Source organism: Chromatiales bacterium (assembly GCA_024234935.1).
Classification (GTDB): Bacteria; Pseudomonadota; Gammaproteobacteria; order Steroidobacterales.
In genome coordinates, this window is the sequence record JACKNI010000001.1 from 147453 (window position 1) to 174182 (window position 26730).

General features: G+C 62.9%; 20 protein-coding genes. 7 read left to right on the plus strand and 13 right to left on the minus strand.

The annotated features are described in order from the left end of the window. Window positions 1-13: 13 nt before the first annotated feature. Window positions 14-1021: a D-alanine--D-alanine ligase gene (locus tag H6979_00655; GenBank protein ID MCP5138356.1), complete on the plus strand. Its 1008-nt coding sequence runs from the start codon at window positions 14-16 to the stop codon at window positions 1019-1021. A gap of 37 nt (window positions 1022-1058) precedes the next feature. Next, window positions 1059-1532 carry a hypothetical protein gene (locus tag H6979_00660; protein MCP5138357.1) on the plus strand — a complete coding sequence of 158 codons (474 nt, stop codon included), beginning with the start codon at window positions 1059-1061 and terminating at the stop codon, window positions 1530-1532. A gap of 16 nt (window positions 1533-1548) precedes the next feature. Here H6979_00660 and H6979_00665 read toward each other — a convergent pair whose 3' ends face one another. The 3 genes from H6979_00665 to H6979_00675 are packed head-to-tail and all read right to left on the minus strand — an operon-like array spanning window position 1549 to window position 7270. Continuing rightward, on the minus strand, window positions 1549-2952 hold the full coding sequence (locus tag H6979_00665; protein ID MCP5138358.1) for an efflux transporter outer membrane subunit: 1404 nt from the start codon (window positions 2950-2952) through the stop codon (window positions 1549-1551). Then, entirely contained in the window at window positions 2949-6113 is a 3165-nt protein-coding gene (locus H6979_00670) for an efflux RND transporter permease subunit (protein ID MCP5138359.1), read from the minus strand. The genes H6979_00665 and H6979_00670 overlap by 4 nt, the downstream gene beginning before the upstream one ends. Next, on the minus strand, window positions 6110-7270 hold the full coding sequence (locus H6979_00675; protein ID MCP5138360.1) for an efflux RND transporter periplasmic adaptor subunit: 1161 nt from the start codon (window positions 7268-7270) through the stop codon (window positions 6110-6112). Before H6979_00675 ends, H6979_00670 begins: the two co-directional genes overlap by 4 nt. Window positions 7271-7381: 111 nt before the next feature. Here H6979_00675 and H6979_00680 point away from each other — a divergent pair, with 111 nt between their 5' ends. Then, window positions 7382-7840: a hemerythrin domain-containing protein gene (locus H6979_00680; protein ID MCP5138361.1), complete on the plus strand. Its 459-nt coding sequence runs from the start codon at window positions 7382-7384 to the stop codon at window positions 7838-7840. Between the two features lie 20 nt (window positions 7841-7860). Here H6979_00680 and H6979_00685 read toward each other — a convergent pair whose 3' ends face one another. The 4 genes from H6979_00685 to H6979_00700 all read right to left on the minus strand — a co-directional run bounded on the left by H6979_00685 (window position 7861) and on the right by H6979_00700 (window position 11124). After that, the gene (locus tag H6979_00685; GenBank protein MCP5138362.1) at window positions 7861-8607 is read right to left on the minus strand and encodes a TetR/AcrR family transcriptional regulator; all 747 of its coding nucleotides are present in this window, start codon (window positions 8605-8607) and stop codon (window positions 7861-7863) included. Window positions 8608-8629: 22 nt separating this feature from the next. After that, window positions 8630-9625, minus strand: coding sequence for a TauD/TfdA family dioxygenase (locus H6979_00690; protein MCP5138363.1), 996 nt, complete (start codon window positions 9623-9625; stop codon window positions 8630-8632). 148 nt (window positions 9626-9773) lie between these two features. Beyond that, on the minus strand, window positions 9774-10226 hold the full coding sequence (locus H6979_00695; GenBank protein ID MCP5138364.1) for a GNAT family N-acetyltransferase: 453 nt from the start codon (window positions 10224-10226) through the stop codon (window positions 9774-9776). Between the two features lie 70 nt (window positions 10227-10296). Next, on the minus strand, window positions 10297-11124 hold the full coding sequence (locus H6979_00700) for an MBL fold metallo-hydrolase (GenBank protein ID MCP5138365.1): 828 nt from the start codon (window positions 11122-11124) through the stop codon (window positions 10297-10299). A gap of 122 nt (window positions 11125-11246) precedes the next feature. Between H6979_00700 and H6979_00705 the strand changes: the two genes are divergently transcribed. Further along, on the plus strand, window positions 11247-13919 hold the full coding sequence (locus H6979_00705; protein ID MCP5138366.1) for an EAL domain-containing protein: 2673 nt from the start codon (window positions 11247-11249) through the stop codon (window positions 13917-13919). On the opposite strand, the gene H6979_00710 is transcribed toward H6979_00705, so the two are convergent. From H6979_00710 to H6979_00730, 5 genes are all read right to left on the minus strand, one after another. After that, window positions 13865-14560 (minus strand): DTW domain-containing protein, encoded by a 696-nt coding sequence (locus tag H6979_00710; GenBank protein MCP5138367.1) that lies wholly within the window; start codon window positions 14558-14560, stop codon window positions 13865-13867. The two genes, H6979_00705 and H6979_00710, sit on opposite strands and share 55 nt — an antisense overlap. Next, complete coding sequence (gene nadC / locus H6979_00715; GenBank protein ID MCP5138368.1) at window positions 14557-15459, minus strand: carboxylating nicotinate-nucleotide diphosphorylase; 903 nt, start codon at window positions 15457-15459, stop codon at window positions 14557-14559. The genes H6979_00710 and nadC overlap by 4 nt, the downstream gene beginning before the upstream one ends. A gap of 31 nt (window positions 15460-15490) precedes the next feature. Beyond that, on the minus strand, window positions 15491-16087 hold the full coding sequence (locus H6979_00720; protein ID MCP5138369.1) for a urate hydroxylase PuuD: 597 nt from the start codon (window positions 16085-16087) through the stop codon (window positions 15491-15493). Window positions 16088-16183: 96 nt separating this feature from the next. Further along, on the minus strand, window positions 16184-16846 hold the full coding sequence (rnt, locus tag H6979_00725) for a ribonuclease T (GenBank protein ID MCP5138370.1): 663 nt from the start codon (window positions 16844-16846) through the stop codon (window positions 16184-16186). Next, complete coding sequence (locus H6979_00730) at window positions 16846-18441, minus strand: leucyl aminopeptidase family protein (GenBank protein ID MCP5138371.1); 1596 nt, start codon at window positions 18439-18441, stop codon at window positions 16846-16848. Before H6979_00730 ends, rnt begins: the two co-directional genes overlap by 1 nt. 76 nt (window positions 18442-18517) lie before the next feature. Here H6979_00730 and aceE point away from each other — a divergent pair, with 76 nt between their 5' ends. Genes aceE through lpdA form a run of 3 tightly spaced genes read left to right on the plus strand, consistent with a single transcriptional unit; the run spans window position 18518 to window position 24402 of the window. Continuing rightward, complete coding sequence (aceE, locus tag H6979_00735; GenBank protein MCP5138372.1) at window positions 18518-21199, plus strand: pyruvate dehydrogenase (acetyl-transferring), homodimeric type; 2682 nt, start codon at window positions 18518-18520, stop codon at window positions 21197-21199. Window positions 21200-21222: 23 nt separating this feature from the next. Continuing rightward, on the plus strand, window positions 21223-22518 hold the full coding sequence (locus tag H6979_00740) for a dihydrolipoyllysine-residue acetyltransferase (protein MCP5138373.1): 1296 nt from the start codon (window positions 21223-21225) through the stop codon (window positions 22516-22518). A 6-nt stretch (window positions 22519-22524) separates the two neighbouring features. Beyond that, window positions 22525-24402 carry a dihydrolipoyl dehydrogenase gene (gene lpdA, locus H6979_00745; GenBank protein ID MCP5138374.1) on the plus strand — a complete coding sequence of 626 codons (1878 nt, stop codon included), beginning with the start codon at window positions 22525-22527 and terminating at the stop codon, window positions 24400-24402. Between the two features lie 135 nt (window positions 24403-24537). Here the strand turns inward: lpdA and H6979_00750 are convergent, their stop codons facing one another. Then, window positions 24538-26343: a hypothetical protein gene (locus H6979_00750; protein ID MCP5138375.1), complete on the minus strand. Its 1806-nt coding sequence runs from the start codon at window positions 26341-26343 to the stop codon at window positions 24538-24540. Window positions 26344-26730 lie beyond the last annotated feature (387 nt).

The window sequence follows — 26730 nt, forward strand, 5'->3', positions numbered from 1 at the left end:
TGTGCTGGTACTGATGCACGAGAGTCTCGTTCCGCCGGATGATCTGGACGGATACACCGAGCAGCAGATCGATGCGTTTCGTACCGAGTATGACGTGATGACCTTTCTGGAAAATGCCGGTCACGAAGTACGCGCACTGGGCCTGTACGACAAGCTGTCGGAGTTGCGGCAGACGGTTCGGGACTGGAAGCCGCATATCGCCTTCAACCTGCTGCAGGAATTCCAGGGCATCGGCGCCTACGACCAGTACATCGTGGCCTACCTCGAGCTGATGCGGCAGCCCTACACCGGTTGCAACCCGCGCGGCATGATGCTGTCCAGGGACAAGGTGCTGTCGAAGCAGATTCTCGCCTATCATCGTATCCCCACACCGCATTTCCAGGTTTTTCGCCGCGGCATGCGCCTGCGCCTGTCGCGGCGGCTGTCATTTCCCCTGTTCGTCAAGTCGGCGGTTGAAGATGCCTCGCTGGGCATTGCCCAGGCTTCGATCGTCGACGATCTGGCGCATCTTGAAGAACGTGTGGCTTTCATTCATGAGAATGTCGGTACCGATGCGCTGGTCGAGGAATACATCGCCGGACGTGAGCTCTATGTGGGTGTGCTGGGAAACACGAGGCTGACGACGCTGCCGGTGTGGGAGATGCACTTCGGTACCTTGCCTGGTGTGCAGGCCGGGATCGCCACACGCAAGGTGAAGTGGGACGGCAACTACCAGCGCAAGCACGGCATACACACCGACCGTGCTGCCGACCTCCCGGATGGCGTGACCGAAAAGCTCAATCGCCTGAGTCGCCGTGTATACCGTGCGCTGCACATGAGCGGCTATGCGCGCATGGATTTCCGCCTGGCGGCCGATGGCACTCCTTACTTGCTGGAGGCGAACTGCAACCCGAACCTCAGCTACGGTGAGGATTTTGCGGAGTCGGCAGAAACGGCCGGTATCAGTTATGAGCAACTGATGCACCGGCTGATAAAGCTGGGTCTCGGCTACCAGGCTGAATGGCGGACGATGGAGCCCTGAGGTGACGAAGCGGCGGCGCGTGGCAGTCAGCGACCTCATGCAGCGCGACTACGTCTATTACCTGACCGAGCCGGTCGGCAGGAATTTCGATCCCGCCTTCAAGCCTGAGCTGACACCTGCGCAAATGCTTGCGCTCGGTGTGTTCGGTGGCAAGTACATGACGGACTGTGTCCGGGAGTTTCCGGCCAGCTGGTTCCGGAGGGCAAAGCTCTCGCCGACACGCTACGACGCCTCACTCAATTTTTTCGGGGTTCGCGCCTCCCAGTCATTGGCCGTCTGGCGAGCAAAAGGCTGGATATGGGAGGCGGACCCGCGCGGCTGGTTCCAGTGGTACTGCCGTTACTACATGGGCCGGCGCAGCGAGGATGATGCACGGCAGATCAGTCGCTGGCGGGCGATACGCCGGCACGTCACCCAGTTGCAGCGCTCCTGCCTGCGCGGTGATCTGGGCTGTCGCCCGCGCCAGCGGCAGGCTCTGCTGCACTGGGCTTATGACTCGCGGGTGCTGTGAGGTGCAGCAGGCGGATTCATTTACCCGATACGAAGGGTTCCCAGCCGCCGCCCAGCGACTTGTAGACGGCGACGGCGGCAAGCGAGGCATCGGTCTCGGCGGCGGCAAGCAGGTCTTCCGCTTCGAGCAGCCGCCGTTCCGAATCCAGCACGGTGAGGAAGCTGTCAGCACCATAGCGGTAGCGCAGCCGCGCCAGGTCAGCGGCCTTTGCACTGGAGCTCGCCGCAATACGCAGGCGCGCTGCACTCTCGCGGGTTCTCGAGTAACGATTCAATGCCGATTCGGTTTCCTGCAGCGCCGTCTGGACGGTCTTTTCCCAGTTCGCCAATGCGGCTTCGGCGCGGGCATCGTTGGCCGCTACCCGGGCACGGACCCGGCCCATGTCCAGTGCTGCCCAGCTGATGGTGGGCCCGAAGCTGTACCGCTCTGCCGCAGCATCGCCGAGATCCGCGAGCGAGGTGGCGTTCCGGCCGACCGAACCGCTGAGCGTAACGCGGGGAAAATAATCAGCAACAGCCATGCCGGTGCGTGCGGTTGCGGCCGCCAGCTGCCGTTCCACGGCGCGGATGTCTGGCCGGCGTCGCAGCATGCCGGCCGGGTCATCCACCGCAATCAGCTCCGGCGGATGCGGCAGTTCCTGGCGTGAACCGGCCAGCGCGAGCAGTTCCGCGGAGTCTCCGCCGAGCAGGACTTTCAGGCGGTTGATGGCCTCGGTCTCCGCGGCCTGCAGCGGTCCGATGCTGGCGCGTGTCGTTTCCAGCTGGGCGAGGGCCCGTGCGATATCGAGGTCGCTTCCGCGACCTCCTTCCAGAAGTGCGAGCGTCAGCTGGTAGGTTTCTTCCTGGTTGACGATATTGCGTTCAGCAACGGCAAAGCGGTACTGGACGCCGCGCAGCTCGACATAGGTCCGGGCGACTTCGCCGACCACGCTACGCAGCGTATCGCGCCAGGCGGCTTCTTCGGATTCGTAGTCGGCCCGCAGTGCCTCCACGGAGCGGCGCACGCGACCGAAGATATCGATTTCCCAGCTGGCATCGAAGCCGGCATCGTAGTAGTCACCGTCGATGTCGTAGGCAATGCCGGCAGCGTCGCTGGTCTTTTCCCGGGTGGCGCTGCCTTGTGCCGTGACGATGGGGCCGAGTTCCAGCCGGCCGCCCCGCAACAGGGCGCGGGAGGCGCGCAGATTGGCGATGGCGATACGCACATCGTAATTTGATGCTGCGGCCTGTTCGATCAGCTTGTCGAGGGTGGGGTCTTTGAATTCTCGCCACCAGTCCGCATCGGGGATCTCCTGCGTCAGGCCCGCGCCCTCGGCGGTCGCGAATCTTGCCGCAGTCTCCGGAACCTTCGGGTGGTAGTCCGGACCGGCGGCACAGCCGGCGACCACCACTGCGAACGCAAGCGCCGCCGGAAACTTCATGGCTGGCTCTCTCCGGCCGGCGCATCCGGCACCGGGGCCTCGCGCAGCCGGCCGCGGATCACCGTGTAGAAAACCGGTGTCAACAACAGGCCGATGAGGGTGACGCCAAGCATGCCGCCAAACACGACGGTGCCCAGCACCTGCCGCATCTCGGCACCGGCACCTGAAGCGAGCATCAGCGGCAGCACGCCGGCAATGAATGCAAATGAGGTCATCAGGATGGGCCGCAGCCGCAACTGGGCGGCATCCGTTGCAGCGCTGAAGCGATCCTTGCCTTCGCTTTCCTGCTGGCGGGCAAACTCGACGATCAGGATGGCATTCTTGCTGGCCAGCCCGATCAGCACGATGAAGCCGATCTGCGCCAGGATGTTGATATCGAGACCACGCAGCAGCAGGGCAATGATGGCGAACAGCAGGCAAAGCGGAACGATGAGGACAATCGTCAGTGGCAGGGACCAGCTTTCGTATTGCGCCGTCAGCACGAGAAATACAAACAGCACGCTGAGCGGGAACATCAACAGGCCGAGATTTGATGTGTGTGTCTGCTGATAGGCCAGCTCCGTCCACTCGTGGTCGATCCCGGGAGGAAGGGTCTGTGCGGCAATGCGCTCGACGGCTGCCAGGGTCTGGCCGCTGCTCCGGCCTGGCAGTGTTCCCATCTGTACTTCGGCCGCAGGGTACAGGTTGTAGCGCACGACGCGGTCGGGGCCCGACGAGGGGCGCAGCGCGACCAGCGAGCCGAGCGGCACCATCTCGCCATCGGCATTGCGGGTACGCAGCCGGCTGATGTCCTCGGGTGTCAGGCGCCAGGGCGCATCGGCCTGGGCGGTTACGCGATAGTTGCGGCCGAAAAGTGTCAGGTCATTCACATATGACGAGCCCAGGTAGATCTGCAGGGTTTCAAACACGTTCTCTATCGGCACGTTCATCATCTCGGCCCTGGTCCGGTCGATATCCAGGAAGTACTGCGGCGCTGTCGTCGTAAAGGTACTGTAGGGTCGTGCCACTTCACCGGACTGGGCGAGCGCGCCCACCAGGTCCCATGCCGCTTTCTCGAGTGGCCGCAGACCCTGTCCGCTGCGGTCCTGCACCATCAGCTTGAAATCACCGCCACTGCCGATGCCGCGCACCGGTGGCGGTGCAACTACGAACAGACTGGCTTCCTGGATTTCGCTGAACGCAGCATTCAGCCTGGCGGCAATCTCCGGGCCTGACTCGCCCGCCCGCCGGTCGCCGAAATCCCTGAGCCCCGTGAACACCGTGCCGGAGTGGCTGGCATTGGAACCGGTAACCACTGAAAAACCCGCGAAGGCCACAACGCGCTCGACGCCCTGCGTCTTTAACGCGATCTCTGTTGCCCGCTTAATGACCGCTGTGGTCCGGTCCAGCGAAGCGCCCTTTGGCAACTCGACGATCGTGATCAGATAGCCCTGGTCCTGCTGCGGAATAAAGCCCGTTGGCACCAGCAGGAAGCCGACCGCCGTCAGTCCCAGCATGAGTGCAAAAGCCGACAGTGCCAGGCCGGGCCGGCGCACTGTCCGGCAAACGACCCGTCCGTATCCTTCCCGCAGTCGGTCAAATCCGCGGTTGAAAGCGCGAAACACGCCGCCAAGCAGGCGCTCGAGCCACCGGTCGATACGGTCGGGTGGTGCATCGTGATGCCGGAGGAGAATGGCGCCGAGTGCCGGGCTGAGCGTGAGCGATACCAGTGCCGAGATCGCGGTGGCAGCAGCGATGGTCACGGCAAACTGCCGGAAGAACTGTCCGGTGATGCCGCCGAGGAAGGCAGTCGGCAGGAATACAGCGACCAGCACCAGCGCGATGGAGACCAGTGCCGTGCCCACTTCCGTCATCGTCCGGCGTGCCGCCTCCCGCGCTTCAAGCCCCTTTTCCAGGTTCCGTTCGATGCTTTCGACCACCACGATCGCGTCATCCACGACGATGCCGATCGCCAGCACCAGGCCGAACAGCGTCAGGTTGTTGAGCGAATAACCGAGTGCAGCCATGACGCCGAACGTGCCGATCAGGGACACCGGGATGGCGGTGACCGGAATGATCGCGGCGCGCCAGTTCTGCAGGAACAGCAGGATCACGACGATTACGAGGGCCGTGGCTTCGAACAGCGTGATGTAGACGGCCTTCACGGACTGGGCGATGAAGTCGGTCGGGTTGTAGACAATGCGATAGACCAGGCCCTTGGGAAATCCCGGTGCGAGAGCAGCCATGGTCCGTTTGACTTCCTCGGCGGTCTCCAGCGCGTTGCTGCCAGGCCGCTGGAACATGACCAGTGCCACGGCCGGCCGGCCATCGAGGAGGCTGTTGGTAAGGTAGTCACGCGCACCGAGTTCGACGCGGGCAACATCGGCGACGCGGGTGAGACGGCCATCCTCGCCGCTTTTCACGATGACCTGCCCGAACTGTTCCGTATCCGCCAGGCGTCCCTGGCTGCTGACCGTCACCTGAAAGGCATTGCTGCCCGGTGACGGCTGCTCGCCCAGTGCGCCGCCCGCTACCTGCACGTTCTGGGCACGCAGGGCGTTGACCACATCGCTGGCCGTCACCTTGAGCCCGGCCATGCGATCCGGATCCAGCCAGACACGCATGCTGTATTCGCGCGCACCCACCACGTTGATCTGGCCGACACCGTTGATGCGTGCCAGCACATCGCGGACATTCAGCAGCGCGTAATTGGAGATATACAGCTGATCGAGACTGTCGTCTGGCGATTCCAGATGGACGACGATCATCAGGTCCGGTGAACTCTTGGCTGTCACCACGCCGATGCGACGGACCTCTTCCGGCAGTCGCGGTTCCGCGATGGCAACCCGGTTCTGGACCAGTACCTGTGCCGCGTCGAGGTTCGTGCCGAGTTCGAAGGTGACGGTCAGGGTTACCCGGCCATCGCTGGTCGAAGAGGAGGTGAGATAGAGCATCCCTTCCACACCGTTGATTTCCTGCTCGAGCGGCGCAGCAACGGTGTCGGCGATGACCTCGGGCGTGGCACCCGGGTAGCTGGCCGAGACGATGATTGTCGGCGGGACGACGTTCGGATACTGGGTCACGGGCAGGCCGAAGTAGGCGATCGCACCGATGATCGTGATGAGAATCGAAACAACCGCGGCAAAGCGCGGCCGGTCGATGAAGAAGTGGCTGAATCTCATGGGCTGACGGCTGCCGCGGCCCCGTCCGCAGGCTCCGGAATGCTGCCTTCAACCGGTGCTACCGTAATGCCTGGCCTGACACGCTGAATGCCGTTGATCACCACCCGGTCAGTGGCGCTGAGGCCATCGCGGATTATCCGCAGCTCGCCCAGCGAGCGTCCCAGCGTGACGGGGCGCGCCGCAACCACGTTGTCGGGACCAAGCACATAGACCAGTCGCTGGCCCTGGTCGGTGGCGATGGCCTGATCCGGCAGGATCAGTGCCTTGTAGGGACCTTCACCGAGCAGCTTGACCCGCGCGAAGAGCCCGGGTGTGAGATCGCCGTCCGGGTTGTCGAAAACTGCGCGCCCCTGCATGGTGCCGGTGGCCTGGTCGATCTGGTTGTCGACGAAGTCCATGTGCCCCAGGTGCGGGAAGCCCTGTTCGTCGGCGAGCTGCAGGCGGACCGGATTTGGTGTGGTGCGCGAACTCGGCCGGATGCCTTTCTCATCGAGGCGTGTATAGCGCAGAAAGGCGCGCTCGTCGGCCGTGAAATACACGTGAACCGGATCGACCGATACGATCGTGGTCAGCAAGGTGGGCTGGTCGCCTGAACTGCTGACCAGATTGCCGACGGTTACCAGCTTGCGGCTGATGCGTCCGCTGATCGGCGCCCTGATGCGTGCAAACTCGAGGTTCAGCGCCGAGCCTTTCTCGGCAGCCTGCGCTGCCTCCAGGAAAGCTTCCGCTTCACGATGCGCCTTGGTGCGCGCGTCCAGCTCTTCTTCGGAGATTGCCCGTGCGGTGAAAAGTCGCTTGGCGCGGTCCAGATCGTTGCTTGCAAGTTCGAGGCGCACTTTCGCCTGCGTCAGGTCAGCCCGCGCTTCGTCCAGGGCCGCTTCATAGGGACGGGGATCGATGGTGAAGAGCAGGTCGCCGCGCTTCACCAGCGCGCCGTCCTCGAAATGTACGGACTTCAGGTAGCCGCTGACCCGTGGCCTGATCTCCACGGAATCCACGGCGGCCAGCCGTCCTGTGTACTCGTCCCAGTCGGTGATCCGGCGGACCAGCGGCGTCGCCACTGTGACCTGCGGCGGACCCATCGACGGCGGTGGCTTGCCACCACAGCCAGCCAGGCCAAGCAAGACAAGAAATAAAATCAGGGTCCGTGCGGACATGGACTGCTCCTCGATCACGACCGCCATTCTACGGAATTCCTGAAGCGTCCTGCTTGCCTGAAGCGTTGATGCCCGGCAACATGTCGGCACATCCGATTTCCAGTCTGTTTTATGGCCAAAAGACATCCGGCACTGATCCCCGTTGCCCGCGATCACCACGAATGCCTGATTCTCGCGCAACGCCTGATGCACGGAACAACGGCATCGGAGCGCGACTGGCCGCGCGAGCCGGCACCGCAGGCGGCGCTGCTCGCCGGGTTCTTTGCCCGGCATCTGCAGGCGCATTTTACCGTCGAGGAGGATCTCGTATTCCCGGCTGCCCGCAGTGCCGGCCGCGAGGCCGAAAGCCTGGTCGTGCAGCTCATGGCCGAGCATCGGGAAATGGCCAGCCTGGTCGAGCGCCTGGCCGCGAACCCGCAGGTCACGGCAGCTGAACTCGCGGCATTCGGGAAGCTGCTGAACGACCACATCCGGCTCGAAGACCGACAGCTTTTTCCGCTGATGGAAACGCAGATGCAGGGCGATGCGCTGCTGGACCTGCAGCAGCGTGTAGAAGCACGTTACGGCTGATCCTCCGGACCAGTTGCGCTCTAGCGGCGGCGCGTATTTGGAGTGAGGCGCGGCGTCCTGCGCTTGAGGGAAGGCGCCTTGCTCTTGCCGGTCGTCTTCCTCGCCGCTTGCAGTTCGCGTCGGGTCGCGGGACCGACGGGCGCCATCAGGCCACTCGCGACCACATCGATCAGGTTGCTAACGAACAGCGCATGTCCGGACTGGCCGGCGTTCTCGCGCAGCAGGTCCTGGTCGGCCAGCGCATGAATAACCTGCTCCCACATCAGCCCGATGCGCAGGCTGCCGAGCGGTGCCGGGAGTTCCGGCAGGCTGCGGCGCAGATGCGCGACGATGCGTGAAAGGCCATCGGCGTGGCGGCTGGTCCAGAGCTTGTCGAGGCGCAGCTGCGGGTGGCCGATGACCTGGGCCAGAAAGCGAATGTAGTGCGTGCCGCCATCGCTGGTGGTCACTTCCTCGACGATGGGCATCACCACGCCTTCGACCAGCGCGTGTATATCACCCTGCCGGTCTGCTGCCTCGATACTCGCCAGCAGTTCCATCCGCCGCCGGTTCACGCGCTCCATGCGGAAGTCATAGATGATGTCGATGAGCGCTTCCTTGGAACCGAAGTGATAGAGCGTTGCCGAGAGGTTGCGCTGGCCGGCTTCGGTATTGATCTGCCGCAGCGATACCGCGTCGATGCCCTGTTCTGCGAACAGCCGCTCTGCCGTGAGGATGAGCCGTTCCCTGGTGTTCTGCGCGGCGACAGTGTCGAGATGCCCGGTCATTTGCAGGTGGCGTTCCGGGCACTCAGCCGGCCGTCGTGCCGGTGGTGTGGCCGTAAGCCAGTTCCGGCCTGGTGTCGAAAAGCTCCTCGGTATTCACGAAAGGGACATCGCCGAACTGCAAGACCTTTTCCGTCTCCGGGTGGAAGGATGGGCGCTGGTCCTCTACCACCGGAATACGCTGCATCAGCCGAAAAGCCGGGAAGAAGTCATTGATGCCGCGATGCTGGGTGCAGCGGTTGTCCCACATGGCCACTGAATTGTTTTCCCAGCGGAAGCGGCATTCAAACTCCGGGCTGTAGCTGTGCCGGTACAGGAACTGCAGCAGGTTCTCGCTTTCTTTTGCGCTGAGTTCAATGACCCGGTCGGTGAGCAGTTCGCTGGCATAGATGGACTTGCGGCCGGTCTCCGGATGTACGCGGATCAGCGGGTGGATGGTCGGTGGGTTCCGCTTCATCATGTTGCCGAGAGCCTGGACGCCATACTGGCGGAGTATGCCCATGCCGAAGGACTTCATCAGGCTGTGCTCGGTGGTGAGGCCATCGAGGAATGCCTGCATGGGCGCGGAAAGGGCGGCGTAGGCCTTTTCCATGTCGGCCCAGATGGTGTCACCCCCGGCCTTCGGCATGTCGATGCCGTGCAGGATGGAAAACTTCGAGGGGTAGGTCCTAAAGGAATCATCGGCGTGAAAGTTCACGTCGGAGCCGATCTTCGAGAACTGGTCGTACTGCTGGCGCCGGATCATCGGGTAGCCCTCGGGCTGCGGTATCGCCCCCGGTCCCTGCGGCGTGCCGAAGCGGCGTGCGAAAGCCAGGTGGCGATCGTTGTCGAGCGGCTGGTCGCGGAAAAAGATCACCTTGAACTCGAGCAGCGCCTGGTGCAGTTCGTCGATCACCGCTTGCGGCAGGTCGCCGGCGATACTGATGCCGTGTATCTCGGCGCCGAGCGCGCCGCTGACCGGCCGGATGCCGAAGTGGCGGAAAGTCGGCAAGGTGCGCTGTGAGACGAATTCGTAGGTCATCGGCATGCTCCCGGATCAGGATGATCCGGGAGCACGATGCCACGAGCACACGGCTAAAGCAATTGCTTCAGGTGGCGGAGCATTCGATGATCTGATCAAGGATTGAAGGGCTGGCGGGACTGCCCTCTGCAGCCGCCGGTTCCGTCGCTCAGCCGAGTTGCTTCTCCATCGCCGCCCACGACGGGTTGGGGCCCAGGTCTTTCGGTGCAACGTAGCCCTGTCGCTGGTAAAACTGTATGGCCGGGCCGGTCGCCTGCAAGCTGATGCTTGACAGCCCGGCGTCTCTCGCGATTTCCTCGATACGAATCAGCAGCTGTCGTCCGATTCCTTGCCGCCACCGCTCCGGTGCGACATAGACTGCATCGATATTGGCTTTTGCCGTATCCAGCGCGGCGAAGCCCAGCAGGTCGCCATCTTCTTCAGCAAGGATGACCGCCCATTTGCCGATCTCGGCAGCGCAGACCGCCGGGCTGCGTGTCGCCAGCCACTGCTCCAGACCCTTGCCGCCGAAAAACCGCTGGTAGACTGCGGTGGAAGAGGCGACGTGCAAAACATGCATCCTCTCCGCGTCGCTGACGGTTGCTCTCCTGATGCTGATCATGAACGCAATTCCGGAGATCAATTGGCGAACGGACAGGAGGAGCGATACTGGTACCAGCTTCTGACAAAGCTCATGGTGGCGCCGGAATCTTCCCCGTGGGAGCCCCCGCAGCTGCTGTTGCAGAGGCGGCATGTGCTTCGGCCGCGGCCAGCGGTTTCGGCAGCGGCAGGCGATCGCCGGCTTTTGCCACGCGCAGGCCGGCTGCCGCCAGTGCCGCGCCATCGGCGGGTGATGCATAGTGATACACCAGCATCTGCCGGATGTGCTCTGCGGAGTATTCGCGCAGCAGGTCCGGCAGGCCGGTGTGGGACGGATTGCCGTGCAGGTCGCAGTCGTGGATCAGCGGCATGCGGCCGTCGGCGTACTGTGCGATGACTTCCGGAATCGGTCGCGTGTCGCCGCTGTAAAGGAATGCCCCGCGCAGGCAGAGCCCGTAAGCGGTACCGGGTACGTGGTGGCGGACCGGAAACACATCAAACCAGCGGCCCTCGTGCCAGAAGCCGCGACTGACCGGAATCAGCCGGAAGGCGTCCCAGAAATTTGCCGCACCTTCGGCAACCACGTTCGGGTAATCGGCGATGCGGCCCTGGAGCAGCGGCACGAGCAGGGCCGGCACATAGAGACGCGTGTAGGCATCCTGCCCGGTGCCGAAATAATTGCTGACGAACAGTCGCTCGAAGCCAGCGACATGATCCAGATGCAGGTGCGTGATGAATACGGCAGGTGGCGGTTGTCCGTATGCGGCCAGATAGGCACTCAGCGCTTCCTGGCCGCAGTCCACCATCAGCAGCGGCTGGCCGTCGCGTTCAAGTACCACGCTTGCCGAGCCCAGTTCCGGTGCAGCCGCATTGCCGACGCCCAGGAAATTCAGGATCCATTCGGAGGTATCGGCAGGCATGTCTGGCATGGGATGGCTGCTCCGGTCGCGGTGCAGGGCTGAGCAGCGCTAGCATCAGGGATCTGCTGATCAACTGCAAACCTGATGCATAACATCGGCTTATGTTGTATTGGGACGAAAGCATGTCAGAATCCGCGGCAGACATGGATCATCGGCTCACAATCACCGGCATGCAGGATGCGGTCGGCTCCCGTACCGCGGGTGGCCTCGACATCCTGTATACGAAGCTGGCAGTCGATCTGCAGAACATGGTGGCCGGGCAGGCAGACGCGGTTCTGGCCACCGCGCTGGAAACGCTGCGCGACGAACTCGGATGCGACGCGACCTGCGTTGCGTTGTTCAGCGAGAACGGCCGGCGTATCGAACGCGTGGTCGCGGCACGCAGCACTTTCGCGATCTGCAATCCCGAGGTGCTGACGGACGTCGCCATGGATGAATTTCCATGGCTCGACCGGTGCCTGCAACACCTGCGGGTCCGGGGTTTCGCCGATACGGCGGTGCCGCCGGCGTACCAGGCGGCGGACGCTGCGCGCCTGGCCGTGCTGGGCTGTGGCGCAGTCCTGTTGATTGCTTTCGATATACAGGGTCGCCGGGCCGGGTTCATGGCGCTGTTTTTCGGCCAGCCCCAAGCCAGCTGGAACGCCGAGCACACCCTGTTGCTGAAGTTGCTCGGCTCGAGCTTTGCTACCGGGCTTGAGCGCCTGCGGTCGGCTCAGCGCATTGCCGAGCGCGATGAGCGCGAGGGCCTGCTGGAGCAGACGGCCAACGACGGCAGCTGGGATTTCGATGCGGTGAACAACCGCGTCGAATACTCGCCGCGCTGGAAAGCGATGATGGGTTACAGCGATGAAGACCTGGCCCGTTCCGCGCCGGACTGGCGGCGGATCGTGCACGTTGACGATCTCGCACGCCTGCAGGCAAAGCTGCGTGAACATCTGGCTGGCCATACCGCGATTTTCGAGAACACGCACCGCATGCGCCGCAGGGATGGCGAGTGGCGCTGGATTCTCTGTCGTGCCAAGGCACTGCTCGATGAGCAGGGGCGGTTGCGGCGTCTGGTCGGTGTGGAAACCGACATCACCGAACAGAAGGTTTATGAAGAGGCGCTGTTCCGCGAGAAGGAGAGCGCGCAGATCACCCTGCAGTCGATTGGCGACGGTGTGGTCACGACCGATGGCGAAGGGGTGGTCGAGTACGTGAATCCCGTCGCCGAAGAACTGACCGGCTGGAAGCTGGATGACGCGAGTGGCCGGCACGTAGACGAAATTTTCCGCGGCTTCCACGAGGAGACCTGCGAGCCGCTCGAGAATCCGGTGATGAGTTCGATCAAACGCAATCGCTCGGTCAAGTCGGTGCGGCCGTCGCTGCTGATCCGCCGGGACGGCAATGAACTCTATATAGAGAGCACGGCTTCACCGATCCGCAACGATCGCGGCAACGTCACGGGCGGTGTGCTGGTGTTCCATGACGTCAGCGAATCCCGCGAACTCAATCGGCGGCTGTCCTTCCACGCGAGCCACGACCTGCTCACCGGCCTGGTGAATCGCCGCGAATTCGAGAGCCGGCTGGAGCGCTCGCTGAAGAGTGCCAAGGCCCGTGAAACTTCCTATGCCCTGCTTTATCTGGATCTGGACCAGTTCAAGATCATCAACGACTCCTGCGGGCACGGTGCGGGCGATACGCTGCTGACGCAGATCAGTGCGCTGCTGACGGCCAAGATCCGCTGGCGCGATACCCTGGCACGCCTCGGTGGTGACGAGTTTGGCCTGCTGCTCGAGGCCTGCAGCGCCGAGGAGGCGATGCGCACCGCCGAGATGTTGCGCGAGGCGATCCGCGAGCACAAGTTCAGCTGGGACGACCGGAGTTTCCGGCTCGGCGTCAGCATCGGCGTGGTGCCGATCAACGGCGAAGACGAAAGCGTGGCAACCCTCATTGCTGCCGGCGACAGCGCCTGTCAGGCGGCGAAGGAGGCCGGTCGCAACCGCATTCACTGCTTCCGGCAGAACGATATCGACCTGATGCGGCGGCGGCGCGAGATGCAGTGGGCGGCGCGGATCAACAATGCATTGGAGGAAGACCGCTTCGAGCTGTATCGCATGACGATACAGCCGCTGCAGTCTGAAGAGACAGGCTCCCATTACGAGATCCTGTTGCGCATGCGCGATGAGGCCGGTGCGCTGGTATCGCCGGACCTGTTTATTTCCGCCGCCGAACGTTACGGGCTGATTTCCAACATCGACCGCTGGGTCGTCGAGCATGCCTTTCTGTGGCTGGTGTCCGAAGCCGATGAGCGTGAGCGGCTGGCACTGTGCTCGATCAACCTTTCGGGATCGAGCCTGGCCGACAACGAGTTCCTGCCCTTTGTGATCCGCCAGTTCCAGCGCAGCGGGCTCGATGCCAGCAAGATCTGTTTCGAGATCACCGAGACGGCGGCCATCGCCAGCTTTGCGCAGGCGAGCCGCTTCATCAATGCGCTCAAGGAACTGGGCTGCAAGTTTGCGCTCGATGACTTCGGTACCGGGCTGTCATCCTTCGGCTATCTGAAACATTTTCCGGTCGACTACCTCAAGATCGACGGCAGTTTCGTCAAGGAGATGCTGCATGACCCGATCGACCGGGAAATGGTCCGCTCGATCAACGAGATCGGTCATCTCACCGGCAAGAAAGTCATCGCCGAGTGGGCGGAGAACCAGGAAATCATCACCATGCTGCGGGGCATGGGCATCGACTACGCCCAGGGTTACGGAATCTCCGAGCCCAAGCGCGTGCTGATGTCGTCGGTGGTCAACGGCTGACCCGCATCGCGGGCACGCTGCAACAGGGTGCGCAGCAGGCGGCGCAGGCTCGTGCGCAGTTGCTCTGATTCCCCCAAAGCCGGCAGTGTGTCGGCTATTGCCTCCAGCGTGGAGACAAGATCCCGCCTGGGTTCGTTGCGCAGCCGGCCGTACATCGACGGCTCACGGGGCGTGAGCACGATCCGCGGCAGTTTGAGCAGCCAGGCATTCCGCCACCACAGTGTCTTGGCCTGGCTCCAGGTGCCGTCGAGTACGATGATCCCGTCGAGCCCGTGACGCTTGAGATCACGCATGCGGCCCTTGCGGTCGATTACCACAACCGGCTGCTTGCGGGCCTCATCGGGTAACGCGACCCCGAGTTTCACACCGGCCAGTACGGCCCAGCGTTCGCGATTGGCATCGGTGAGGCCCGTGGCGTGATCGAGCGATGCCCATGACAGGCCGACGCGGATCTCGGCCTTCGGCAGCGTCAGCGTGACCAGCCTTGCCGTGCCGAGGACGGCATCGTTCTCCTGCGGGTGCTGCAGGATCACGACGCGCAGTCGGGTATCGGCAGGTTCCACGCGATCACAGATGCACAGGGCGGTTGGTTTGCCACAGTCGGGGCACGGCGGTACGGGTTCGGGTGTCTGGCTGTTCACGCGCTGGAGCGCTCCCGGACATGCGATGGCGCACTGAAGCTGAAGCGCATCGACAGATCGACGGCACGGATGTTCTTGGTCAGATCGCCGACCGAGATGAAATCGATACCGGTTTCCGCAACGCTGCGGATGGTTTGCAGCTCGATGCCGCCCGAGGCCTCAAGCCCGGTGCCAGGGGCGAGCGCATCGCGCAGCGCGACCGCTTCACGCATCAGCGCGGTCGTGAAATTGTCCAGCAGCAGCCGGTCAGCACCGGCGCGCAATGCTTCCTCGGCCTGCGCGAGCGTCTCCACCTCGACTTCCAGCAGCTCGGTTGAACCCTGGTCACGCGCGCGTCGTACGGCCGGCGTGATACCGCCTGCCGCAACGATATGGTTTTCCTTGATCAGGATGCCGTCGTACAGCCCGATACGGTGATTGCTGCCGCCACCGACCCGCACCGCATATTTCTGCGCCAGCCGAAGTCCCGGGATCGTCTTGCGCGTGTCGAGAATCGTGGCGCGGGTACCCGCGATGGCGTCGACGTAGCGACGGGTTGCGGTGGCAACAGCCGACAGGGTCTGCAGGAAGTTGAGCGCGGTACGTTCGCCGGTCAGGATGCTGCGCGCCGAGCCACGGAGTTCGCAGAGCTTTTGCCCCGGTGTCACGGCAGCGCCGTCGCGGCAATGCCAGTCAATGGCAACTGCCGGATCGAGTTCGGTGAAAACTGCATCGACCCAGGTCTGCCCGCAGAGCACCGCGGCCTCACGCGTGATGACCGTGGCCATTGCCTGCTGTGCATCCGGAACCAGTGCGGCGGTCAGATCGCCGCTGCCGATATCTTCAGCCAGCGCAGCGCGCACGGCTGCGCTTATCGCAGCTGTCGGCGGCGGTGTCGGTTGTGGAGTGTTCAGGGGCATAAGGTGCAGAGCGCGCCGCTCACCGGCAGCTTCAGAAAGGCAGGCCGTGCGACTGGCCCGTCATGCACATCAGCATCGGCAGCGACAGTATGAAATTGGTGCGCGAGGCGAGAAAAGCCACATTGCGTGCTGCGGCTTTCTGCTCCTCGGTGGCAGCGGTGATGCCGAGAATCTTTTTCTGGTTTGGCCAGATCAGCACCCAGACATTGAACAGCATGATCAGGCCGAGCCAGGCACCGATGCCGATGATCCGGAAGCCTTCCTTCAGTGCCATGACCTGCATGAAGCCGCCACCGGCCGGCCTGAACGCAAATTCGATCAGAATGATGCCGGACAGGACAGTCACCACGCCTGCCCAGCGAAACCAGAAAAGGGCGCGCGGCGTGATGTATTTGTTGATGCCTGCACCACCGGGACCGCTCTTGTCAGCAACGGCTTCTGCAAGTGCCGGTACCTGGACGACATTGAAGTAATAAAGGAATCCCACCCAGGCGATGCCGGCAACGATGTGCAGCCACCGGTCGAGGTTATGGAGGCTGAATCCGGCGCCACCGAGCGCAAAACCGATAATCGCCGTCAGGAGCAAACTGCCCAGAACTGCGCCATTGACCGATTTCAGGGGATTCATGTTGTTTCCAGACTGGCCGGCTGAAGTTTGCGGAAGGCGAGGCCGGCAGAATAGGAGAGTGCCCGGCTTTATTCAATTCACTGCCGGCGTGAGCGGTCAGGTCTCCGGCGGCAGCGGTTCATCATCTGCGCTTTCCGCGACAACCGGGGGTAGCGGCAGTGCGGCAGCGTAAATCGGCTTGAAGCGGTTGACGATCTCGCAGAACAGGTCGGCGGTCATTTCCGCGTCGTAGGCCGCTGCATGGGCGGCATCGCTGTCCCACTCCATGCCCGCGGCAAGCGCGGCCTGGGCCAGTACCGTCTGACCAAAGGCGACGCCACACAGCGTTGCAGTATCGAGCACGCTGAAGGGATGAAAGGGACTGCGCTTGACGGCGGTACGGGCGATCGCCTCGTTCAGGAAGCCGAGATCGAAATGGGCATTGTGCGCAACGAGAATCGCGCGCTTGCAGCCCGCATTCCGGACAGCCTGACGCACTTCGCGGAAGATGTTTTGCAGGGCTTCGCGTTCGGGAATCGCAGGTCGCAGCGGGTGGAAGGGATCGATTCCGGTGACCTGGAGTGAGGCCGCTTCGATATTGGCACCGTCAAACGGCTGCACATGGAATGACACCGTCTCGCCCCTGCGCAGCGTGCCGTCCTCGTCCATGGTCAGCAGCACCGCGGCAATTTCCAGCAGCGCATCGGTCCGCGCGTTGAAACCGCCGGTTTCAAGGTCGACGACGACCGGCAAAAAGCCGCGAAAGCGGGTGCTGATCATCAGCGGTGGCGTGGCTGCGTGACGGGCATGGCCAGTTCATGCAGGTCGGCAGCGTGATCGAGCAGCAGTGCCAGGCTGTAACGTACGCCGAAACCGGTAAACCCGCCCGGCATCTGTCCGAGGCCTTCCTTGCGGGTCACGGAGGACAGGTCCATATGAATCCAGGTCGTCGCTTCCGGCACGAAACGCTGCAGGAATCGCGCGGCCAGGATCTGGTCTGCCTCACCGCCGGTGCTGCACTGGCTGACATCGGCGACTTTCGATTTGAGGTCATCGTCGAAATCGTCGTCCATCGGGAAGGGCCACACGCGTTCGCCTGAATCCCGCCCGGTGCGTACAAGCAATTCGTTGAGCGATTCGCGGTTGCTGAATACACCGCTGTAGCGTTCGGACAGCGCGTGGACACAGGCGCCGGTCAGGGTGGCGTAGTCGATCATGAGTCGCGGCTTTTCACGTCCCGCCAGTGCCAGCGTGTCAGCCAGCACCATGCGGCCCTCTGCATCCGTGTGCATGACCTCGATGGTCACGCCGTTGCTGGCGGTGATCACATCGCGCTGCTTGTAGGCGGCAGGCCCGCTGCGGTTCTCGGTGATGGCGAGCCAGCAGTCGATGGACAGTGGAGAACGGAGTGCAGTCAGTGCCTGCAGCACGGCAAGCGACACGGCACTGCCCGACATGTCCAGATGCATGTCGAGCATGTACTTGGCGCTCTTGGTATTGGTACCACCGGTGTCGAAGATGATGCCCTTGCCGACGAGTGCCAGATCAGGCTGGCGGGCGATGCCCGCCGGCCGGTAACGCAGGCGGGCGATGCCCGCGTCGCGACTGGCGTTTCCCTGGGAGACCGCGAGGAAGGCACCGGCGCCGAGTCTTGCAAGTGCGGGTTCATCCAGCCACTCGAATTCCCAACCGTTCTGCCTGGCCAGCTCGCCCAGCAGCCCGCGATACGCGCTTGCGTTCAGCTTGTTGGCGGGCAATGCGGTAAGCCCACGCACCAGATTTGCGCTTTCTGCCTCTGCCAGCACGCGCTCCAGGTCGATCTCCGCCGGCAGGCCGAGCAGCTGGATCTTCTTGAGCTGTGCGGGCCGGTTGTCCTTGCGGAACGCGGGCGGCTGCCAGGCGCGCGCGCCAAGTGCGAGCAGCAGTGCAGTGACGATGCGTTCAGCGTCCTCGGCCGCAAAGCCGTGTGCGAGCAGACCAATCGAGCGCGGTTCGTCGCCGATCGCGTCCGCGACCAGATCGCCGGCAAACCTGAGCAGACTGAAAGCCGGCAAGGGGCCGCTGCCTTTTTTTTGCGGCGGAAGCAGTCCGAGTGTTGCAGCCGTCGTGCTGCTGCCGACCATACTGCGCAACGGGCGGCCGGCAGAGGCCTTGCCGAGGCGCCTGATCCGTGGCTGCAGCGATTTGAGTCCGGGTACGTCACGCCACAGCGAAGCTTTGGGCCGGGTTGGCGCTACGACGATGAGGTGATCGAAGGTCGTGAGCATGCTTTTGCGCAGGCGCCCCGGTGTCTGCGTTACCTTGAACGGAATACCGGCAGGAAGCAGGCTGTCCGCTGTTGCTTGCTTGACCTGTTTTCGCGAAACGCCGATCATTGTTTTTCTGCCAGCTCAGCCTCAGTCCATCCAGCCCGCAGTATAGGGCAAGTCGCACAACGTCAGCGGAGCCACAGTGTCGGATTCAGTCAACCCGAGTATTCAGCCTGATGATTTCGATCCGGACGAGACTCACGAATGGATCGAGTCGATCGACTCCGTGCTGCGCGTACATGGGGCCGAGCGTGCGCAGTTCCTGCTCAACCAGATGGTCGATCACGCACGGCGTTCCGGCGCCTATCTGCCATTTCGTCCCAATACCGCCTACCTGAACACGATTCCGCTCTGGCTGCAGCCCGAGTATCCCGGCGATCGCGCCATCGAGCGGCGAATCGAGGCCTATCTGCGCTGGAACGCGATGGCCATGGTGGTGCAGGCCAACCGGCGGAGCACCGAGTATGGCGGCCACATCGCGACCTATGCTTCAGCGACGACCCTGTATGAGGTCGGTTTCAATCACTTCTGGCGGGCGGCCAACGCCGAGTCCGGCGGTGACCTGATCTACATCCAGGGTCATTCGTCACCGGGAATCTATGCCCGTGCCTATCTCGAGGGCAGGCTGAGCGAAGAACAGCTCGACTATTTTCGCCAGGAAGTGGCCGGCAAGGGCAAGGGACTTTCTTCCTATCCGCACCCATGGCTGATGCCGGACTTCTGGCAGTTCCCGACCGTATCGATGGGCCTCGGCCCGATGATGGGCATCTATCAGGCCCGCTTCATGAAGTATCTGGAGCATCGCGGCCTTGCCGACACCAGCGGGCGCAAGGTCTGGTGTTTCCTCGGCGATGGCGAGATGGACGAGCCGGAGTCGATGGGCGCAATCACGATGCCGGTGCGCGAGAAGCTCGACAACCTGATCTTCGTGATCAACTGCAATCTGCAGCGTCTCGATGGCCCGGTACGCGGCAACGGCAAGATCATCCAGGAACTCGAAGCAGCGTTTCGCGGTGCCGGCTGGGCAGTCATCAAGGTACTCTGGGGCTCGCGCTGGGATCCGCTGCTGGCGGAAGACCACCAGGGCTTCCTGCATCGACGGATGGAAGAAGCGGTCGATGGCGAATACCAGAATTTCAAGGCTGCCGGTGGCGCCTATACCCGGGAGCACTTTTTCGGCAAGTATCCCGAACTGAAGGCTATGGTCGCCCACATGTCGGATGACGAGATCTGGCGGCTCAATCGCGGTGGTCTCGATGCCATCAAGGTACACGCCGCTTATGCGCGTGCCATGCAGCAGGACGGTCGTCCGGTGGTCATTCTGGCGAAGACCATCAAGGGTTATGGTCTCGGTCAGGCGGGCGAAGGGCGCATGACAGCGCACCAGACCAAGAAGCTCGACGTCGACGATCTGAAGGCGCTGCGCGACCGCTTTCACATCCCCATTTCTGATGCCGACATCGACAAGGTTCCGTTTTACCGACCAGCGCCGGACAGCGAGGAGATGCGCTACCTGCAGGAGCGCCGCAAGCAGCTCGGTGGTTATCTCCCCGCGCGCAAGCGGCAGATCGAGCCGCTCGTGGTGCCCGGCCTGGACTTGTTCAAGACCCAGCTGGAAGGCACGGGTGACCGGGCTGCATCGACGACGATGGTATTTGTCCGCCTGCTAAACAGCCTGCTGCGCGATCCGGCCATCGGCAAGAACGTCGTACCGATCGTGCCCGATGAGGCACGCACCTTCGGCATGGAAGGCATGTTCCGGCAGATCGGCATCTATTCCTCGGTAGGGCAGCTCTACACGCCGCAGGATGCCGAGCAGCTCATGTACTACCGCGAGGACAAGGAGGGCCAGATCCTCCAGGAAGGCATCAACGAAGGCGGCGCCTTCTGCTCCTGGCTCGCGGCGGCAACCTCTTATGCGAATCATGGCGTGTACATGATTCCCTTCTACATCTTCTATTCGATGTTCGGCTTTCAGCGCATCGGCGACTTCATCTGGGCGGCGGGCGACTCGCAGGCCAAGGGCTTCCTGCTCGGTGCAACGGCTGGCCGCACCACGCTGGCCGGTGAAGGTTTGCAGCACCAGGACGGACACAGCCATCTGGCTGCATCCACGATCCCGAACTGCGTGGCCTACGATCCGGCATACGGCTACGAACTTGCCGTGATCATGCACGACGGAATGCGGCGGATGTACGAGAGACAGGAGCGTGTCTTCTACTACATCACCGTCATGAACGAGAACTATGTCCAGCCCGCCATGCCCGAGGGCGTCGAAGAAGGCATCCTGCGCGGCATGTACCGGCTGCGGAGCGGAGCGCGTAAGAAGCTGCATGTGCAGTTGATGGGGTCCGGCACCATCCTGCGGGAAGTGATCGCGGCAGCGGAGATGCTCGAGAAAGACTTCCAGGTGTCGTCAGACGTCTGGAGCGTGACCAGTTTTACCGAGCTGCGGCGCGATGGCATCGACTGCGACCGCTGGAACATGCTGCATCCCGCAGAGGCGCCCCGGCGGTCCTTTGTGGCGAGCAATCTGGCAGACCAGGCCGGACCCTGCATAGCGGCCACCGACTACATGCGCATCGTCGCTGACCAGATCCGGCCCTGGATGCCCGGTCGCTATGTGGTGCTGGGTACAGACGGCTTTGGCCGCAGCGATTCCCGGGCTGCGCTGCGCGAGTTCTTCGAGGTGGATTCCCGGTATGTCGTGATCGCCGCGCTCAAGGCGCTTGCCGATGAAGGCAGTATCGATGCGAAAACGGTTGCGAAAGCGATTGCAACGCTCGGCGTTGATCCCGCCAGACCGAATCCTGTGACTGTCTGATTTTTCCGGGTTGAGAGCAATTCATGGCACGACGTGAGATAAGAGTCCCGGATCTCGGCGACTTCAAGGACGTCGAGATCGTCGAGGTTGTGGTCAAGCCGGGCGATCAGGTGCGTGCCGAGCAGACGCTGATCACGCTGGAGACCGACAAGGCGGCGATGGAAGTGCCATCGCCCGTGGCCGGCAAGGTCATCGAACTGAAAGTCGCCCAGGGTGGCCGCGTGTCCACCGGTGACCTGATCGCCTTCCTTGAAGCAGACGAGGCGGAAACGGCAGCGGCGACACAGCCGCCGGAAGCGAAATCGGCCGCACCGGCTCCCGCGCGAACCGAAGCGCCTGCGGCGCCGCCCGCACGTCGTACCCTGGAGCCCTCGCGACCCGCCGCTGCGCAGGCCTTGCCGCCGATCGATGAGTCCACGTTCTCGCGCGCCCATGCCAGTCCTTCGGTGCGCAAGTTCGCCCGCGAACTCGGTGTGGATCTCGGCCGGGTAAGAGGCTCGGGCCAGAAGGGCCGTGTGCTGCTCGACGACGTCAAGCAGTTCGTGAAGTCGGTGATGAGCGGCGCAGTCAGCTCCGGCCCTTCGCTGCCGAAGGTTCCGGCGGTGGACTTTGCGAAATACGGCCCGGTCGAGGTCTCGCCGCTGTCACGCGTGCGCAGGATTTCCGGTCCGCGCCTGCAGGCAGCCTGGCTCAACATTCCGCATGTCACACAGCAGGACGAGGCCGATATCACCGCACTCGAAGAGCGGCGCAAGGCGCTCAGGGACAAGGCTGCCGCAGAGGGAGTAAAGCTCACGCCACTGGCTTTCTTCGTCCGTGCGGCCGTGCTCGGGCTGCGGGAGTTTCCGGACTTCAACAGTTCGCTGACCGAAGACGGTACCGGTCTCGTACACAAGAAGTACTGGCATATCGGCTTTGCCGCCGATACGCCGCAGGGCCTGGTGGTGCCGGTGATCCGCGATGCCGACCAGAAAGACCTGTTCACGATCGCCCGCGAACTCGGTGTACTGAGTGAGAAGGCACGCAGCGGCAAGCTCACGGCTGGGGAGATGCAGGGTGGCACCTTCACGATTTCGAGCCTCGGTGGAATCGGCGGCACCTACTTCAGTCCGATCGTGAACGCGCCGGAAGTGGCGATACTCGGCGTTGGCCGCGCCAGCATCAAACCGGTCTGGGCAAAGGACAAGTTTGTGCCACGCATGGTCCTGCCGCTGTCGCTGGCTTACGACCATCGCGTCATCGACGGTGCGACCGGCGCCCGCTTTTCCACCTTCCTCGTCAGCCTGCTGGGCGACGTGGATCGTCTGCTGGCGGACTGAGCGGCGATGGCAGTAATCGAGGTCAAGGTTCCCAATCTCGGCGACTTCAAGGACGTCGAGATCATCGAAGTGCATGTGGCGATTGGCGATACCGTCAAGCCCGAAGGCACGCTGATCACGCTGGAAACAGACAAGGCTGCGATGGAAGTGCCATCGACTGCCGGTGGCGTGGTCGAAGAGCTGCTGGTGAAAAAGGGCGACCGGGTTTCGGAAGGACAGCTGATCGTCAGGCTGGACGGCGAAGCGATCGCTGTGCCGGCCAGTTCCCCGGCCAAGGCGCCGGCCAGCGCTGCGGCCAGCGGTCCGGCCAGCGCTGCGGCCAGCGGTCCGGCCACCAGTCCGGCCAGCGCTGCGGCCAGCGCTGCGGCGGGCGCAGCGGCGGGCCGGTCGGCTGGCAGTGCGGGTGCGGCGCCGGCAGCCGGTGCACCGGCGCCGTCTGCCAGGGCGATACCGGATACCGCAGCGACCTATAGCGGCCCGGTTGATCTGGAAACAGAATTGCTGGTGCTGGGTGCGGGCCCCGGTGGTTATCCGGCGGCTTTTCGCGCGGCCGATCTCGGCCTCAAGGTCACGCTGGTCGAACGCTGGGCCACGCTCGGTGGTGTCTGCCTGAATGTCGGCTGCATTCCATCGAAAGCGCTGCTGCATGCGGCCAAGGTCATCGACGACGTCGAGGGCATGGCCGACTGCGGGCTGCGCTTTGGCGAGCCGCAGATCGATATGGCTGCACTGCGCGGCTGGAAGGACCGCACCGTCGGCAAACTGACCGGCGGCCTGGCGATGCTGGCGCAGAAACGCAAGGTCGATATCGTGCGCGGTACGGGCAGTTTCCTGTCGCCGTACCATCTGGAAGTCGTCGATGGCGGGCAGCGCAAAGTCATCGCCTTCAGGCAATGCGTGATCGCGGCGGGTTCCGAGTCCGTGCGTCTGCCGGGATTTCCGGATGACCCGCGCATCATCGATTCCACCGGTGCGCTGGAGCTGCGCAGCGTGCCGAAGACCATGCTGGTGGTGGGCGGCGGCATCATCGGACTGGAAATGGCTACCGTCTACAGCGCGCTCGGCACGAAGATCTCGGTGGTCGAACTCACCGATGGCCTGATGCCGGGCTGTGATCCGGACCTGGTCCGCCCCTTGCAGCGGCGCATCGCCAAACGCTACGCACAGATCATGACCGGCACAAAGGTGACCAGGATCGTGCCGGCTGCTGATGGCCTGCAGGTTACTTTTGAAGGCAAGACCTCAGCGACCGAGACCTACGACCAGGTCTTGATGGCGGTGGGCCGTGCGCCTAACGGCAAGCGTCTGTCGGCGGAGAAGGCCGGGGTAACGGTAGACCAGCGCGGCTTCATTCCGGTCGACAAACAGATGCGTACCAATTTGCCGCACATCTTTGCGGTCGGCGACATCGTCGGCCAGCCGATGCTCGCCCACAAGGCCAATCACGAAGGCCGCGTGGCCGCTGAAGTTGCGGCGGGCCACAAGGCGGCGTTCGATGCGCGGGTGATACCCTCAGTCGCTTATACCGATCCGGAGATCGCCTGGGTCGGCATCACGGAGAGCGAAGCGAAAGCGCAGGGCGTCGACTACGGCAAGGGCCAGTTCCCCTGGGCCGCGAGTGGCCGGGCGCTCGGCCTCAATCGCGACGAGGGCATGACCAAGCTGCTCTTCGATGCAAAGACCCACCGCGTGATCGGCGCCGGCATCGTCGGTCCGAACGCCGGCGATCTCATCTCCGAAGTCGCTCTCGCCATCGAGATGGGCTGCGATGCTGCCGATATCGGGCTCACCATCCATCCGCACCCGACCCTGTCGGAAACCGTGGCCTTCGCGGCGGAGGCCTTCGAAGGCACGCTGGTCGATCTGTACCTGCCGAAGAAATAGCTCGCCAACGGCTAGCGATGGCCAGCTTCTGGCTTGCCTTCATTCGGGAAAAAAGTTCCGGGCCATCCATGGCCCGGAACTTTCCTAATCACCGTACTGCAAGCAGGGGCTCGCAGTACGGGAATCGATTGACGCCTACGGTGCCGCGATCTTTTGCCAGACCTTGGTACCGACATAGGCGCCAACCAGCGGGCTGTCGCTTGGTGGCGTCCACAGGGCCCACGTACCGGTGTACTGGTTCTGTACCGGTGCATTCACGTCTGGTGCGCCCTGGTTCGGGTCATAGCCCAGATGGCCATACTCCGATACGGCATAGGCGAGGTTGGGATCAAGCGCACTGATGGGCGAAGTGGCCGAGGACTGGCGCAGCGGCGGGTAGGGCTGGGTCGTGGCAGGGCAGCCACTCATCACGAAACAGCAGCCTTCAGTGCCGGTGCCGCCGGGTATCTTGCACTGCGTGTTTGCCCAGTTGCCCCAGTAGGCAGCGAAGGGATGGCCGACACCCGGATAGGTGTCGTAGTCCTTGGTGTTCCAGTACAGCCAGTTCTTGAAGCCGATTTCCTTGGCAATCTGGTTGGGAATCTCGACCAGATTGAGTACCGATTCCGACATGATCTGCGGAAACGCGATGATGATGTGCTTGATGCCGCGGTTCTTCAGCTCTTCCAGGGCATCCCAGTACAGGTAGCCATCCAGGCCGGTCGGCAGCACATCATGGCTTTCATACAGCCATGCTTCGCCCAGATTTTCGCCGCGCATCGCGCGCGTGCGTTCCATCTGCGAAAAGGTTGGTGGCTTCGGGATGATGTTCGGATTGATTTCCGACCGTCCGAACCATGCGCCGATGATGTTCTGTTCCGCAATCTGCGGGAACAGGGTGCGCAGCGACTGCCGGATCTTCTGGTTGAGCGCCACCGTGTCATCGATCTTCGGGTCGAACCACTGTTTGTTGGCGCCCACATGGTGATTCATCAGCACCACCGCCGTTTCGTTGAGCGGAACATTGCTGTTGATTGCGCGGACAATGCCCACCACCTGGATCCAGGCCAGGGCCGGATCCTCGGTGAACGGGTTGGGTCGGCCGGTCAACGGCACTGCTGCATCCGTGACGGGTGCGCCGAGTGAGGAGGTCCAGTTCGCCGGGGCGGTCGGGTAGGAGTCGGTCATCAGGTTCGACGGATCATTGACCCACTCGACCGTCACGCTTTTCCCGTTTGCAGTGTTGTAGGCGTTGACCAACTTGCGGGTTTCGCTGATCTGCTCAAAGGTTTTCCAGAAACGTACACCGCTGGTGGTGGTGTCAACGACGATCAGCCGGCTGATGTCGTTGGCGAGCATGCGCTCAACGGCCCCATCGACGTTGTAACGCTGTGGATCACAACCTGCCCAGGGGCCACCGTCGGTCGGGCCGCCACAGTAGGTCAGGGGCGCACCGCCAGCGACCTGCGGGTTGTACATGCCGCGTGGATTCGGCAAGTCGGCCGGGTTGTCGCTGATCCAGCTCATTTTCCCCGTGAAAATGGTTACAGGGGTCTTTTTGTTGATCTTGTTGTAGCTGGCAGCCCGGATGTTCAGCGCGGAGGTCATGTGCGCCAGTTGGGTATCGGTGATCGAGTTGTAGCGGTCCTGCCCACCCAGCCGCGCATATTCGAAATCATATTTTTTCGACTGGGCCTGGCCGGTCGGATCAAGCAGCATCAGTGGCCAGAATGTGGGATTCCAGATGATGTTCTTGTAACCGAATGAATTTGCATCGTAATAAAACATCTGTGCGCTGGAGTCCCAGGCGTTTTGCGGGCCCCAGCTTGTCGCTCCACCGTGGATCGCGTAGAGCACGCCAATACGTTGCGGTGGACTTGGCGGTGCAGCACCAGCCTGGCTGGCCAGTGTCAGACACAGGGCGGCCAGCAAACCGGCCCGGATCGTTTTCTTGCGTAGCATTGTTCTCTCCCCGGATATACATGAATGACGGTTTCCCCCGTCCGCGTCCCGAGTAATCGCATCGCCGGCGATCCCTCGCAAGCGGAAAGTCTTGAATCCACGGGTATTTGTCCTGAGTGGAGATTCATGTCAGGGGCTCTGGCATGAAATGCAGCCGGAATGACCGGCTTGTGGACGGTGAGGAGGCTGGTTTGCCCGATCCGGGCTTGCCGGTTGCCACTGCTCGTGGCATTAATTGGACAGGCCCATGATCAACAAGAACAGGCTTGGAATCGGCGAAACACGGTGATTGCCCAACCACTATCTGCCGTCTGGAACGGTGCTGGTCGATCGCCGCGCGGTCAGCCCGGTAATCTGCGTGACCGAAAACCCGGCCGCAGGGATCAT

Coding starts and splice junctions, on each gene's coding strand:
- H6979_00655 (MCP5138356.1), top strand. CDS start 14: ATGCACGAGAGTCTCGTTCCGCCGGATGATCTGGACGGATACACCGAG.
- H6979_00660 (MCP5138357.1), top strand. CDS start 1,059: ATGCAGCGCGACTACGTCTATTACCTGACCGAGCCGGTCGGCAGGAAT.
- H6979_00665 (MCP5138358.1), bottom strand. CDS start 2,952: ATGAAGTTTCCGGCGGCGCTTGCGTTCGCAGTGGTGGTCGCCGGCTGT.
- H6979_00670 (MCP5138359.1), bottom strand. CDS start 6,113: ATGAGATTCAGCCACTTCTTCATCGACCGGCCGCGCTTTGCCGCGGTT.
- H6979_00675 (MCP5138360.1), bottom strand. CDS start 7,270: ATGTCCGCACGGACCCTGATTTTATTTCTTGTCTTGCTTGGCCTGGCT.
- H6979_00680 (MCP5138361.1), top strand. CDS start 7,382: ATGGCCAAAAGACATCCGGCACTGATCCCCGTTGCCCGCGATCACCAC.
- H6979_00685 (MCP5138362.1), bottom strand. CDS start 8,607: ATGACCGGGCATCTCGACACTGTCGCCGCGCAGAACACCAGGGAACGG.
- H6979_00690 (MCP5138363.1), bottom strand. CDS start 9,625: ATGACCTACGAATTCGTCTCACAGCGCACCTTGCCGACTTTCCGCCAC.
- H6979_00695 (MCP5138364.1), bottom strand. CDS start 10,226: ATGATCAGCATCAGGAGAGCAACCGTCAGCGACGCGGAGAGGATGCAT.
- H6979_00700 (MCP5138365.1), bottom strand. CDS start 11,124: ATGCCTGCCGATACCTCCGAATGGATCCTGAATTTCCTGGGCGTCGGC.
- H6979_00705 (MCP5138366.1), top strand. CDS start 11,247: ATGTCAGAATCCGCGGCAGACATGGATCATCGGCTCACAATCACCGGC.
- nadC (MCP5138368.1), bottom strand. CDS start 15,459: ATGCCCCTGAACACTCCACAACCGACACCGCCGCCGACAGCTGCGATA.
- H6979_00720 (MCP5138369.1), bottom strand. CDS start 16,087: ATGAATCCCCTGAAATCGGTCAATGGCGCAGTTCTGGGCAGTTTGCTC.
- rnt (MCP5138370.1), bottom strand. CDS start 16,846: ATGATCAGCACCCGCTTTCGCGGCTTTTTGCCGGTCGTCGTCGACCTT.
- H6979_00730 (MCP5138371.1), bottom strand. CDS start 18,441: ATGATCGGCGTTTCGCGAAAACAGGTCAAGCAAGCAACAGCGGACAGC.
- H6979_00740 (MCP5138373.1), top strand. CDS start 21,223: ATGGCACGACGTGAGATAAGAGTCCCGGATCTCGGCGACTTCAAGGAC.
- lpdA (MCP5138374.1), top strand. CDS start 22,525: ATGGCAGTAATCGAGGTCAAGGTTCCCAATCTCGGCGACTTCAAGGAC.
- H6979_00750 (MCP5138375.1), bottom strand. CDS start 26,343: ATGCTACGCAAGAAAACGATCCGGGCCGGTTTGCTGGCCGCCCTGTGT.